Annotated in this window: 12 protein-coding genes; 11 read left to right on the forward strand and 1 reads right to left on the reverse strand. The window is 60.1% G+C overall.

What is annotated here, in order from left to right:
* Genes QMK52_RS25260 through QMK52_RS25275 form a run of 4 tightly spaced genes read left to right on the forward strand, consistent with a single transcriptional unit; the run spans position 1 to position 3,522 of the window.
* Entirely contained in the window at positions 1-921 is a 921-nt protein-coding gene (locus QMK52_RS25260; RefSeq protein ID WP_005786735.1) for a metal ABC transporter substrate-binding protein, read from the forward strand.
* Positions 918-1,664, forward strand: coding sequence for a metal ABC transporter ATP-binding protein (locus QMK52_RS25265; protein ID WP_005786733.1), 747 nt, complete (start codon positions 918-920; stop codon positions 1,662-1,664). The genes QMK52_RS25260 and QMK52_RS25265 overlap by 4 nt, the downstream gene beginning before the upstream one ends.
* Entirely contained in the window at positions 1,661-2,560 is a 900-nt protein-coding gene (locus QMK52_RS25270; protein WP_005786732.1) for a metal ABC transporter permease, read from the forward strand. Before QMK52_RS25265 ends, QMK52_RS25270 begins: the two co-directional genes overlap by 4 nt.
* Positions 2,560-3,522, forward strand: a complete 963-nt coding sequence (locus QMK52_RS25275; protein ID WP_320403613.1) for a metal ABC transporter solute-binding protein, Zn/Mn family — start codon at positions 2,560-2,562, stop codon at positions 3,520-3,522. Before QMK52_RS25270 ends, QMK52_RS25275 begins: the two co-directional genes overlap by 1 nt.
* On the opposite strand, the gene QMK52_RS25280 is transcribed toward QMK52_RS25275, so the two are convergent.
* Positions 3,503-4,228, reverse strand: a complete 726-nt coding sequence (locus tag QMK52_RS25280; protein WP_320403614.1) for a UTRA domain-containing protein — start codon at positions 4,226-4,228, stop codon at positions 3,503-3,505. The two genes, QMK52_RS25275 and QMK52_RS25280, sit on opposite strands and share 20 nt — an antisense overlap.
* A 351-nt stretch (positions 4,229-4,579) precedes the next feature.
* On the opposite strand from QMK52_RS25280, the gene QMK52_RS25285 reads away from it, so the two are divergent.
* The 7 genes from QMK52_RS25285 to QMK52_RS25315 all read left to right on the forward strand — a co-directional run bounded on the left by QMK52_RS25285 (position 4,580) and on the right by QMK52_RS25315 (position 12,385).
* Positions 4,580-5,656 (forward strand): ABC transporter substrate-binding protein, encoded by a 1,077-nt coding sequence (locus tag QMK52_RS25285; protein ID WP_005786727.1) that lies wholly within the window; start codon positions 4,580-4,582, stop codon positions 5,654-5,656.
* A gap of 177 nt (positions 5,657-5,833) precedes the next feature.
* A complete protein-coding gene (locus tag QMK52_RS25290) occupies positions 5,834-6,640 on the forward strand; it encodes an alkaline phosphatase family protein (RefSeq protein ID WP_005786725.1) in 807 nt (268 codons plus the stop codon).
* Positions 6,641-6,645: 5 nt separating this feature from the next.
* The gene (locus tag QMK52_RS25295) at positions 6,646-7,482 is read left to right on the forward strand and encodes an ABC transporter permease (protein WP_194440666.1); all 837 of its coding nucleotides are present in this window, start codon (positions 6,646-6,648) and stop codon (positions 7,480-7,482) included.
* A complete protein-coding gene (locus tag QMK52_RS25300) occupies positions 7,469-8,269 on the forward strand; it encodes an ABC transporter permease (protein WP_032876990.1) in 801 nt (266 codons plus the stop codon). The genes QMK52_RS25295 and QMK52_RS25300 overlap by 14 nt, the downstream gene beginning before the upstream one ends.
* Complete coding sequence (locus QMK52_RS25305) at positions 8,266-9,255, forward strand: ABC transporter ATP-binding protein (protein ID WP_320403615.1); 990 nt, start codon at positions 8,266-8,268, stop codon at positions 9,253-9,255. Before QMK52_RS25300 ends, QMK52_RS25305 begins: the two co-directional genes overlap by 4 nt.
* Positions 9,256-9,288: 33 nt before the next feature.
* Positions 9,289-9,942 (forward strand): HAD family hydrolase, encoded by a 654-nt coding sequence (locus QMK52_RS25310; protein WP_320403616.1) that lies wholly within the window; start codon positions 9,289-9,291, stop codon positions 9,940-9,942.
* A 361-nt stretch (positions 9,943-10,303) separates the two neighbouring features.
* Positions 10,304-12,385: a carboxy terminal-processing peptidase gene (locus tag QMK52_RS25315; RefSeq protein WP_228309648.1), complete on the forward strand. Its 2,082-nt coding sequence runs from the start codon at positions 10,304-10,306 to the stop codon at positions 12,383-12,385.
* Positions 12,386-12,479: the final 94 nt, after the last annotated feature.

Genomic DNA, 12,479 nt, shown 5'->3' on the forward strand with positions numbered 1-12,479 from the left:
ATGTCTATTTCATCGCCCCTGTTGCGCCTGTTACTGGTCAGCTTCCTCAGCCTGCTGCTCGCTCCCCTGGCGAATGCCGAAGCAGCGAAACGCCTGCGTATCGGCATCACCCTCCACCCCTACTACAGCTACGTGGCCAATATCGTCGGCGACAAGGCCGAAGTGGTACCGCTGATCCCGGCCGGCTTCAATCCACACGCCTACGAGCCCCGCGCCGACGACATCAAGCGCATCGGCACCCTGGACGTGATCGTGCTCAACGGGGTTGGCCATGACGACTTCGCCGACCGCATGATCGCCACCAGCGAGCGCCCGGACATCAAGGTGATCGAGGCCAACGCCAACGTGCCGCTGCTGGCGGCCACCGGCAATGCCGCGCGCGGTGCGGGCAAGGTGGTCAACCCGCACACCTTCCTGTCGATCAGTGCATCGATTGCCCAGGTCAACAACATCGCCCGCGAGTTGGGCAAGCTCGACCCGGACAACGCCAAAACCTACACCCAGAACGCCCGCGCCTATGGCAAGCGCCTGCGCCAGATGCGCGCCGACGCCCTGGCCAAGCTGACCAGCGCCCCCAACCCGGACCTGCGCGTTGCCACGGTGCACGCAGCCTACGACTATCTGCTGCGCGAATTCGGCCTGGAAGTCACCGCAGTGGTAGAACCGGCCCATGGTATCGAGCCAAGCCCCAGCCAGTTGAAGAAAACCATCGATGAACTGCGCGCCCTGGATGTGAAGGTGATCTTTTCGGAGATGGATTTCCCGTCCACCTACGTCGAGACCATCCAGCGTGAATCCGGGGTCAAGCTGTACCCGCTGTCGCATATTTCCTATGGCGAATACAGCGCTGAAAAATACGAAGTGGAAATGACCGGCAACCTCAACACCGTAGTCCGCGCAATCCAGGAGTCAGGGGCATGACCGCGGCGCAACAACTGAACGCCGTCAGCGTCGGCCCGACCCTGAACTTCGACCAGGTCTCGCTGACCCTGGGGCGCACCGTGATCCTCGACGACGTGAGTTTCCAGGTACAGCCAGGCAGCATCCATGCGCTGGTCGGTCCGAATGGCGGCGGCAAAAGCTCGCTGATCAAGACTCTGCTCGGCCAAACGCCCCACCAGGGCCGTTTAAGCCTGGAGTGGCCGGCCGCGCCCGGCACCATTGGCTACGTGCCTCAGGCGCTGGAGTTCGACCGCGGCCTGCCGATGACCGTCGACGATTTCATGGCTGCCATGTGCCAACGGCGGCCTGCGTTCCTTGGCCTGTCCCGGCATTACGCAGCGGCGATCGGTGACGCACTTGAGCGCGTCGGCATGCATGACAAACGCAAGCGTCGCATGGGCGCGTTGTCCGGCGGTGAACGCCAGCGCGTGCTGCTGGCCCAGGGCCTGATCCCTGCACCGCAATTGCTGGTGCTGGACGAACCCATGTCGGCCCTTGATGAAGCCGGCATCCAGGTGTTCGAACGGCTGCTCAATGATTGGCGCCTGGCCGGGATCACCGTGCTGTGGATCGAGCACGACCTGGAAGCCGTCGGCCGCCTGGCTGACCGTGTCACCGGCCTGAACCGCCGCGTGCTGTTCGACGCCACGCCAAAAGAGGCGCTGACCCCGGACCGCCTGCTGACCCTGTTTTCCACTCACCCGCGGAGCCCGGCACAATGAGTTATGAAGCCTTTCGCTTGATGGTCCAGGGCTGGGCGTCTTCCGGTTACCTGCCGGAAGCCCTGGCCTATGGTTTTGTGGTCAACGCCCTGCTCGCTGGCTTGCTGATCGGCCCGGTGCTGGGCGGCCTGGGCACGCTGGTGGTGGTCAAGCGCTTTGCGTTTTTCTCCGAAGCGGTCGGCCATGCTGCGCTGACCGGCGTGGCCGTGGGCATCCTGCTCGGGGAACCCTACACCGGGCCTTACGGCAGCCTGTTCGGCTACTGCCTGCTGTTCGGCATCCTGCTCAACTATCTGCGCAATCGTACCGGCCTGGCGCCGGATACCTTGATCGGCGTGTTCCTGTCGGTGTCGCTGGCGCTGGGCGCCAGCCTGCTGCTGATCCTGGCCGGCAAGATCAACGTGCATATCCTCGAAAACGTTTTGTTTGGCTCGGTACTGACGGTCAACGGCAATGACTTGCTGGTACTGGCAATCGTCGGTTCGCTGGTCATGGCCCTGGCATTGCCGCTGTACAACCGCATCATGCTCGCCAGCTTCAACCCGCAACTGGCGGCGGTGCGCGGTGTGGCGGTGAAGACGTTGGACTACCTGTTCGTAATCCTGGTGACGCTGATCACCGTGGCTGCGGTCAAGGTGATCGGCGCGATCCTGGTCGGTGCGCTGCTGGTGATCCCTGCCGCCGCGGCGCGCCTGTTGAGTCAATCGCTCAAGGGTTTTTTCTGGGTCTCGGTGCTGATCGCCACTGTGAGTACCCTGTGCGGCATCCTGCTGCCGATCATCTTCGACCTGCCGATCCCGTCCGGCGCTGCAATCATTCTGGTTGCCGGTATCGCCTTCGCCTTCGCCGCCATCGCTCGCGGCACCGTGCCCAGCCTCAAAGGGAATCTTGGATAATGCGCCCTGTCTTTCGCCCAATGGCCCTGGCCATCGCTTGCTTGATCAGTACATCGGCACTGGCTGCCGTTGATGGTTTTGACCCGAAGGAATTCAAGGCCAATCACGGCCTCGGCCATGCCGCGCTGACCAAGGCCAAGTCGGTAAAACCGGTCAAGGTGTTGGCCTCGCTACCCATTACCTACGGTTTGGCCGAAGTGCTGCTCAAGGATACCGACGTGCAGCTTGAACGCGCCGCGCCAGCCAACCTACCCGGCTCGCGGCAGGTGTCCTACTTCACCGGCCGCGGCGCGGCGGCACTCAACACCTTGGCGCAGGACGCCGACGCCGCCATCGGCTTGCGCTCGCTGTGGGCCGATGATCCGCTGTACCCCGTGGCACGGCGCAGCAATATCCGCATCGTTGAAGTGGACGCTGCACGCCCGGTGGACGGTGGCTTGCCGGGCATTGCGGTACAACCGGGTGTCACCGATGGCCTCAACAGCCAACCCTGGCAATCGAGCAACAATCTGGGCCGTATGGCCGATGTATTGGCCGCCGACCTGAGCCGTCTCGCCCCAGGCGCCAAACCAAAAATCGATACCAACCTGGCTGCACTCAAGCAACGCCTGCTCAAGCTCACCGCCGACAGCGAGGCGCGCCTGGCCAAGGCCGATAACCTGAGTGTAGTCAGCTTGAGCGATCACTTTGCCTATTTGATCAGCAGCTTGAACCTGGAACTGGTCAGCACCGATGCTCGCCCAGACGCAGACTGGACGCCTGAAGCGCTGCAAAAACTCAGTGCGCAGCTCAAGGACAACGAAGTGGCGGTGGTGCTGCACCATCGTCAGCCGAGTGACGCGGTAAAAGCAGCTGTCACTGCAGGTGGCTCCACACTGCTGGTGTTGAATGTGGACGGCGCCGAACCGGTGACAGAGTTGCAAACCAATGTGGATCAGGTGATCAAGACGCTGACGCCATAACATCCACCCCAACATGAATCGCATCATGTCGCCAGAACTCCAGGTCACAATCGATCAGGCGCTGGTGTTGGTCATAGTTAACCCGGGCGATGCGCAAGCCCGGGCTGCCCACCGAGACGCGCAGCGCAGCGGCCGCTTCCACCGGCAGTGAGGTTGGCACAATCTCGAAACGCACCCGCCCGTAGTGCAAGTCATATTTGCTGGCATACAGCTCAGTCATCGACTGATTCAAATCACACGCCAGGATCCCCGGAAAATACTGCGGGTTCAGGTAGTGCTCCACGTACAACACCAGGCGTCCGTCAATCCTGCGGCCCCGGCAAATCTGGATCACGCTCGACAACGCCGGCAACTGCAACCACGCGCACACCGCCGCCGACGCCGGTTGCAAGCGTGCGGAAATGACCTGCGTGGAAGCCTCACGCCCCTGGTCGCTGACCATCGCGTGAAAGTGGCTGCGCTGCATCAGGTTATAGGCCAGCCGCGGTGGAGAGACGAACCAGCCCCGGCGCTCTTCGCGATAAATCTGCCCTTGGGCCTCCAGTTGTAACAAGGCTTCCCGCACGGTAATGCGGGTGGTACCAAACAACTCGCTGAGCTTGCGCTCGGCGGGCAATTTGCTGGCTGGCGGCAACAGGCCGTGGTCGATCTGCTCTTGCAGCGCCAGACCGATGGAGGTTACCGCCTTGATTGCCTCATCCCGCATCAACGTTACCTATCTGGACTAGACCAGCACCGTTCAGGTGCACAAATCGCGCTCTATCTGGGCTTTTGCTGCTGCGAGCCAGCCTAGGCATTACAGATGACCGACAGATGACAGCCGGTAGCCACCGCCTGCACCACCCCCTGCAATACATCGGCCAAGTCCAGGGCCTGCGGGCTGTTGGGCATGGTCTACGCTAAGTCTGAGCTGAGCGACACCCGTGCTTCAAAAACGACATCGACATGAAACTGTCATCCATCGGGCCTAAATTGGCTCAGGTATTGCTGACCTAGACCACACCCTCGCCAACGTTCGTATAAGACGCCGCGTGTAAAACGCCCAAAGGAGCTTCGGATGAAACAGCTTTTCCTGGCATCACTGTTAGGCTCGACCATTGCCATGTGCACCGCCGCCATGGCCGCTGATACCGATCTAAAAACCCTGGAAGCCGCCGCCAAGGCGGAAGGCGCCGTCAACAGCGTCGGCATGCCCGATGATTGGGCCAACTGGAAAGGCACCTGGGAAGACCTGGCCAAGACCTACGGCCTCAAGCACATCGATACCGACATGAGTTCGGCCCAGGAAATCGCCAAGTTCAAAGCCGAAAAAGACAACGCCAGTGCCGATATCGGTGACGTGGGCGCAGCCTTCGGCCCGATCGCGGTGAAGCAGGAAGTCACCCAGCCCTACAAACCCTCCACCTGGGCGCAGGTTCCGGATTGGGCAAAAGACAAGGACGGTCACTGGGCCCTGGCCTATACCGGCACCATCGCGTTTATCGTCAACAAGAAGCTGCTGCACGGCTCCGAAGTCCCGACCAGTTGGGCCGACCTGCAAACCGGCAAATACAAGGTGTCAGTGGGTGATGTAAGCACCGCAGCCCAAGCCTCCAATGCGGTACTCGCCGCCGCTATCGCCAACAAGGGCGACGAGAAAAACATCGCACCGGGCCTGCAGTTTTTCACCAGGATCGCCCAGCAAGGTCGCCTCTCGCTGTCCAACCCGACCATCGCCACCATGGAAAAAGGCGAAGTCGAAGTTGGCATTGTCTGGGACTTCAACGGCCTGAGCTACAAAGCCAAGATGGCCAACCCGGATGACTACGTGGTGCTGATTCCATCGGATGGCTCGGTGAAATCGGGCTACACCACCATCATCAACAAATACGCCAAGCACCCGAACGCCGCCAAGCTGACCCGCGAATACATCTTCAGCGATGCCGGCCAACTCAACCTGGCCAAGGGCAATGCGCGTCCGATCCGTGCGGAAACCGACCTGAAGCTGCCGGCCGATATCGCCAAGAACCTGATCCCGGGCGAGCAATACACCAAGGCCAACCCGCAGCCGATCAAAGATGCCGATGCCTGGGAAGCGACGTCCAAGAAGCTTCCGCAGATGTGGAACGAGCAGGTCATCGTAGAGATGAAGTAATCGGTCTCTCTGATACAAGTGCGGTCAGTGTGGGAGCTGGCTTGCCTGCGATAGCGGTCTGACATTCAACATTGGTGTCCACTGATACACCGCCATCGCAGGCAAGCCAGCTCCCACATTTGATCCCATTCCAAGTTGATACTGAGCCATACCCCCTGTTGCGGAGCCCCAGCCCCCATGAAGCACACTGTCATCCTTGTCGTGCTCGACGGCCTGAATTTCGAGGTCGCCCGGCACGCCATGGGGCACTTGCAGGCCTACGTCGGCGCAGGACGCGCAGCCCTCTACAAACTGGAATGCGAACTGCCCGCCCTGTCCCGCCCGTTGTATGAATGCATCCTCACCGGCGTGCCACCGATTGACAGCGGCATTGTCCATAACAACGTCTCGCGCCTGTCCAACCAGCGCAGCATTTTCCACTACGCCACCGATGCTGGCTTGGCCACGGCAGCGGCGGCTTACCATTGGGTCAGCGAGTTGTACAACCGCACGCCCTTCGTCGCCGCGCGTGATCGCCACACCGACAACAAGGCGCTGACGATCCAGCACGGGCATTTCTACTGGACTGACCACTATCCGGATTCCCATCTGTTCGCCGATGCCGAAAGCCTGCGGCTCAAGCACGCGCCCAACTTTTTGCTGGTGCATCCGATGAATATCGACGATGCCGGCCACAAGCATGGCCTCGACACCGCGCAATACCGCAACAGCGCCCGTTCGGCCGACATTATCCTGGCCGACTACCTACAAGGCTGGCTCGACGCCGGCTACCAGGTGCTGGTCACGGCCGACCACGGCATGAACAACGACCGCTCTCACAACGGCCTATTGCCGCAAGAGCGCGAAGTGCCGCTGTTTGTCCTCGGTGACGCCTTCAGCCTGGATGCCGACGCCGCGCCGAAACAAACCGATCTGTGCGGTACCGTTTGCGAGCTGCTTGGCGTGCCGCACGACAAACCGGTGTGCCGGGAGTTGCTCAAGTGAATTCGATGACCCGCGGCAAATGGCTGGCCCTGCTGTGCCTGGTGCCCTTCGCACTGTTCTTTATCGTGTTCGAGATCGCGCCTCTGGTATGGGTGCTGATCAACAGCCTTCAGACCGAAGAGTCCGGCTGGGGCCTGGAAAACTTCACCCGCATCTTCAGTTCAAAGTTCTACCGGCAGGCGATTCAGCTCAGCCTGGAGATCAGTTTCTACTCCAGCATCTTCGGCATCATCATCGCCACCCTGGGCAGCTACTCACTGCGACGGGTGGATTCGCCGCTGCGCAACTTCGTCACGGCCTTTGCCAACATGACCAGCAACTTCGCCGGCGTGCCCCTGGCCTTCGCGTTCATCATCCTGCTGGGCTTCAACGGCAGCATCACCATCATGCTCAAGCAGGCCGGGATCATTCAGGACTTCAACCTGTACTCCAAGACCGGCTTGATCATCCTCTACACCTACTTCCAGATTCCTCTCGGAGTGCTGTTGCTCTACCCGGCCTTTGATGCATTGCGCGAAGACTGGCGTGAGTCGGCTGCGCTGCTCGGTGCCAATGGCTGGCAGTTCTGGCGACATATCGGCTTGCCGGTGCTCACCCCTGCCCTGCTTGGCACTTTCGTCATCCTGTTGGCCAACGCCCTTGGCGCCTACGCCACGGTCTACGCCCTGACCACCGGCAACTTCAACGTGCTGCCGATCCGCATCGCGGGGCTGGTCTCTGGTGATGTGTCGCTGGACCCGAACATGGCCAGCGCCCTGGCCGTGGTGCTGGTAGCGCTGATGACGGTGGTCACCGTGGTCCATCAACTGCTGCTCAAGAGGAGCTACCATGTCTCGCGCTGATGCCGGCCCGGCCTCCCTCTACCATCGGGTAGTGGTGTACCTGCTGTTCCTTATTCTGGTACTGCCGCTGATCGGCACCTTTGTCTACTCGATCTCCAGCAGTTGGTCGGCGACTATCCTGCCCGCCGGCTTCAGCGTGAAATGGTACGTACAACTGTGGAGCGACCCGCGCTTTCTGATGGCGTTCGGGCAATCGTTGCTGGTGTGTGTGGGCGCGTTGATCCTTTCGGTGGTATTGATTTTGCCGCTGCTGTTCGTGGTGCATTACCACTTTCCCAAGCTTGATGCGCTGATGAACATTCTGATTCTGCTGCCCTTCGCGGTGCCGCCGGTGGTGTCTTCAGTCGGTTTGCTGCAACTGTACGGTTCCGGGCCGTTGGCGATGGTGGGTACGCCGTGGATTCTGATCGGTTGCTACTTCACCGTGGCGCTGCCGTTCATGTACCGGGCGATCACCAACAACCTGCAAGCCATCAACCTGCGCGACCTGATGGACGCCTCGCAACTGCTCGGCGCCAGCACCTGGCAAGCGGCGATCCTGGTGGTGCTGCCTAACCTGCGCAAAGGCCTGATGGTGGCATTGCTGCTGTCGTTCTCGTTCCTGTTCGGTGAGTTCGTGTTCGCCAACATCCTCGTCGGCACGCGCTACGAGACCCTGCAGGTGTACCTCAACAACATGCGCAACAGCAGCGGCCACTTCACCAGTGCCGTTGTGATCTCCTATTTCTTCTTTGTGCTGGTGCTGACCTGGGCCGCCAATATCTTGAACAAGGACAAAAGCCAATGAGCTTCGTCAGCGTCCAACATCTGCAAAAAAGCTACACAGGCACGCCAGTGTTCAGCGATATCAACTGTGAAATCGCCAAGGGCGAGTTCGTCACCCTGCTCGGCCCGTCCGGTTGCGGCAAGTCCACCCTGCTGCGTTGCATCGCAGGGTTAACCTCGGTAGACAGCGGCACAATCCTGCTGGATGGGCAGGACATCGTGCCCCTGAGCCCGCAGAAACGTCAGATCGGCATGGTGTTCCAGAGCTACGCGCTGTTCCCCAACATGACCGTGGAGCAGAACGTTGCGTTCGGCCTGCGCATGCAAAAGGTCAACGCCGACGACAGCCACAAGCGCGTGCAGGAAGTGCTGCAATTGGTTGAGCTAAAGGAGCTGGCCGGCCGCTATCCGCACCAGATGTCCGGCGGCCAGTGCCAGCGTGTCGCCCTCGCCCGCTCCCTGGTGACCCGCCCGCGCCTGCTGTTGCTCGATGAACCGCTGTCGGCATTGGATGCACGTATTCGCAAGCACTTGCGCGAACAGATCCGCCAGATCCAGCGCGAACTGGGGCTGACCACGATTTTCGTGACCCATGACCAGGAAGAAGCCCTGACCATGTCCGACCGCATCTTTCTGATGAATCAGGGCAAGATCGTACAAAGCGGCGATGCCGAAACCCTCTACACTGCGCCGGTGGATGCCTTCGCCGCCGGTTTTATCGGTAACTACAACCTGCTCGACGCCGACAAGGCCAGCCAGTTACTGCAACGCCCGATCAGCGGGCGCATCGCGATTCGCCCTGAAGCCATCGAGTTGAGCCGCAGCGGCGAGCTCGATGCGCTGGTGCGCAGCCACAGCTTGCTGGGTAACGTGATTCGCTACCGCATCGAAGCCCGTGGCGTGGAATTGGTGGTCGACGTGCTCAATCGCTCGGCCGACGACCTGCACCCGGACGGCCAGCGCCTGGCACTTTCCATCGACCCCAGCGCCCTGTGTGAAGTAGCCTGACAGGCAGCGACCTATTGAGAGAGAACATGACGGATGGCATTGGTAATTTTTGATCTGGACGACACCCTGATCCACGGCGACTGCGCCACCCTCTGGAGCGAGCAGATGGGCCGCCTGGGCTGGGTAGACCCTGAGTCGTTCATGCGCAGGAACAACGAATTGATGGACGCCTACAGCCGAGGCGAGTTGCGCATGGAAGACTTCATGGACTTCAGCCTGGAGCCGATGATCGGCCGCACCCCGGAAGAAATCGAGCATCTGGTGGAGCCGTGGGTCGAGGACGTCATCGAGCCGCTGATCTACAGCGACGCCACCAAGACCATCGCCCGCCACCGTGCGAATGGCGACCGGATCCTGGTGATTTCCGCCTCGGGCACTCACCTGGTCACGCCGATTGCGGCGCGTATCGGTATTGAAGAAGTGTTGGGGATTAACCTGGACGTCGGCCACGGCGTGTACAGCGGCAAGACCATAGGCGTGCTGACCTATCGTGAAGGCAAGATCACGCGCCTGCTGGAATGGCTGGAGCAGGAAGGAGAAACGCTGGAGGGGGCGTATTTCTACTCGGATTCGCGCAATGACTTGCCGCTATTGCTCAAGGTCGACCATCCGCAGGTGGTGAACCCGGACCCGGTGTTGCGCGCCCACGCCGAACAGGCCGGCTGGCCGATCCACCACTGGACCTGAATCAATAGAGATCAACCTGTGGGAGCTGGCTTGCCTGCGATAGCGGTGCAACAGTGAAGAATTCTTCATCTGGTGCACCGCTATCGCAGGCAAGCCAGCTCCCACACTGACTGCATTTCAATCCAGGATTCGGTCAGGCTGTTGGCAATATGGACTACATCGAATGTAGGACTGGGTTCTTCTAACCCTCCACATGCCCCTCAACGCCTTGCAATGCTTTCACAGTGCCTCCATAGTGAGTCTGGACTGAGCCCGTAGCAGTACCGTCGGGCTTTTTGCATTATGCGACCGGACCATATGGAACCGGCTCCCTCAAAGACGGCCTAATATGCGTTATCAATTGCCCCCGCGTCGAATCAGCATGAAGCATCTGTTCCCCAGCACCGCCCTCGCTTTTTTCATTGGTCTCGGCTTCGCGTCGATGTCGACCAATACGTTCGCAGCCAATAGCTGGGACAACCTTCAGCCTGATCGCGATGAGGTGATTGCCAGCCTTAACGTTGTCGAGTTGCTCAAGCGCCATCACTACAGCAAGCCGCCGCTGGACGACGCTCGCTCGGTGATCATCTACGACAGCTACCTCAAGCTGCTGGATCCGTCGCGCAGCTACTTCCTGGCCAGCGATATCGCTGAGTTCGACAAGTGGAAGACGCAGTTCGACGACTTCCTCAAAGGCGGCGACCTGCAGCCCGGCTTCACCATCTACAAGCGTTACCTGGACCGCGTCAAAGCGCGTCTGGACTTCGCCCTGGGTGAGCTGAACAAAGGCATCGACAAGCTCGACTTCACCCAGAAGGAAACCCTTCTGGTGGATCGCAAGGATGCCCCTTGGCTGACCAGCACGGCAGCGCTGGACGACCTGTGGCGCAAACGCGTCAAGGACGAAGTGCTGCGCTTGAAGATCGCCGGCAAAGAGCCCAAGGCCATTCAGGAACTGTTGACCAAGCGCTACAAGAATCAGTTGGCGCGCCTGGACCAGACCCGTGCCGAAGATATCTTCCAGGCCTACATCAACACCTTCGCGATGTCCTACGACCCGCACACCAATTATCTGTCACCGGATAACGCGGAAAATTTTGATATCAACATGAGTCTGTCCCTGGAAGGCATCGGTGCCGTCCTGCAAAGCGACAATGACCAGGTCAAGATCGTACGTTTGGTACCGGCAGGCCCGGCAGACAAGACCAAGCAGGTCGCCCCGGCAGACAAGATCATTGGCGTGGCCCAGGCCGACAAAGAGATGGTCGATGTGGTCGGCTGGCGCCTGGACGAAGTGGTCAAGCTGATCCGAGGGCCAAAAGGCAGTGTGGTGCGCCTGGAAGTGATTCCGCACACCAACGCACCGAACGACCAGACCAGCAAGATCGTGTCCATCACCCGTGAAGCGGTGAAGCTCGAAGACCAGGCGGTGCAGAAGAAAGTCCTTAACCTCAAGCAGGATGGCAAGGACTACAAGCTGGGCGTGATTGAGATCCCGGCCTTCTACCTGGACTTCAAGGCGTTCCGTGCCGGTGACCCGGACTACAAGTCCACCACCCGCGACGTGAAGAAAATCCTGACGGAACTGCAGAAGGAAAAAGTCGACGGCGTGGTCATCGACCTGCGCAACAACGGCGGCGGTTCCCTGCAAGAAGCCACCGAGCTGACCAGCCTGTTTATCGACAAGGGCCCAACCGTATTGGTCCGCAATGCTGATGGGCGTGTCGACGTGCTGGAAGACGAGAACCCGGGCGCCTTCTACAAGGGGCCGATGGCGTTGCTGGTCAACCGTCTCTCGGCCTCCGCTTCGGAGATTTTCGCCGGTGCCATGCAGGACTATCACCGTGCGTTGATCATCGGCGGCCAGACGTTCGGCAAGGGCACCGTGCAGACCATCCAGCCGCTGAACCATGGCGAGCTGAAACTGACGCTGGCCAAGTTCTACCGGGTTTCCGGGCAGAGCACCCAGCATCAGGGCGTGCTGCCGGATATCGATTTCCCGTCGATTATCGACACCAAGGAAATCGGCGAAAGCGCGCTGCCTGAAGCCATGCCATGGGACACCATCCGCCCTGCGATCAAGCCGGCGTCGGATCCGTTCAAGCCGTTCCTGACGCAGTTGAAAGCAGACCACGACACCCGCTCTGCCAAGGATGCCGAGTTCGTGTTTATCCGCGACAAGCTGGCCCTGGCCAAGAAGCTGATGGAAGAGAAAACCGTCAGCCTCAACGAAGCGGATCGCCGTGCACAGCACTCCAGCATCGAGAATCAGCAATTGGTGCTGGAAAACACCCGCCGCAAAGCCAAGGGTGAAGATCCGCTCAAAGAGCTGAAGAAAGAAGATGAAGATGCCTTGCCGACCGAAGCGGATAAAACCAAACCGGAAGACGATGCCTACTTGGCCGAGACTGGCCGGATCCTCCTCGACTACCTGAAGATCACCAAGCAGGTGGCCAAGCAGTAAATGATGGCAATTTAATGTGACCGCTCCACGCAGTGTCATCATATAGACATCATTCTGTCGTGAAATGAAAGGACCGCAGGCTTGACGCCTGCGG

Source organism: Pseudomonas sp. P9_2, from assembly GCF_034008255.1.
GTDB lineage: Bacteria > Pseudomonadota > Gammaproteobacteria > Pseudomonadales > Pseudomonadaceae > Aquipseudomonas > Aquipseudomonas synxantha_A.

What these genes read in the sequence shown, in the direction of transcription:
- QMK52_RS25260 (WP_005786735.1), top strand. Translation starts at nt 1, where the DNA reads ATGTCTATTTCATCGCCCCTGTTGCGCCTGTTACTGGTCAGCTTCCTC.
- QMK52_RS25265 (WP_005786733.1), top strand. Translation starts at nt 918, where the DNA reads ATGACCGCGGCGCAACAACTGAACGCCGTCAGCGTCGGCCCGACCCTG.
- QMK52_RS25270 (WP_005786732.1), top strand. Translation starts at nt 1,661, where the DNA reads ATGAGTTATGAAGCCTTTCGCTTGATGGTCCAGGGCTGGGCGTCTTCC.
- QMK52_RS25275 (WP_320403613.1), top strand. Translation starts at nt 2,560, where the DNA reads ATGCGCCCTGTCTTTCGCCCAATGGCCCTGGCCATCGCTTGCTTGATC.
- QMK52_RS25280 (WP_320403614.1), bottom strand. Translation starts at nt 4,228, where the DNA reads ATGCGGGATGAGGCAATCAAGGCGGTAACCTCCATCGGTCTGGCGCTG.
- QMK52_RS25285 (WP_005786727.1), top strand. Translation starts at nt 4,580, where the DNA reads ATGAAACAGCTTTTCCTGGCATCACTGTTAGGCTCGACCATTGCCATG.
- QMK52_RS25290 (WP_005786725.1), top strand. Translation starts at nt 5,834, where the DNA reads ATGAAGCACACTGTCATCCTTGTCGTGCTCGACGGCCTGAATTTCGAG.
- QMK52_RS25295 (WP_194440666.1), top strand. Translation starts at nt 6,646, where the DNA reads ATGACCCGCGGCAAATGGCTGGCCCTGCTGTGCCTGGTGCCCTTCGCA.
- QMK52_RS25300 (WP_032876990.1), top strand. Translation starts at nt 7,469, where the DNA reads ATGTCTCGCGCTGATGCCGGCCCGGCCTCCCTCTACCATCGGGTAGTG.
- QMK52_RS25305 (WP_320403615.1), top strand. Translation starts at nt 8,266, where the DNA reads ATGAGCTTCGTCAGCGTCCAACATCTGCAAAAAAGCTACACAGGCACG.
- QMK52_RS25310 (WP_320403616.1), top strand. Translation starts at nt 9,289, where the DNA reads ATGGCATTGGTAATTTTTGATCTGGACGACACCCTGATCCACGGCGAC.
- QMK52_RS25315 (WP_228309648.1), top strand. Translation starts at nt 10,304, where the DNA reads ATGAAGCATCTGTTCCCCAGCACCGCCCTCGCTTTTTTCATTGGTCTC.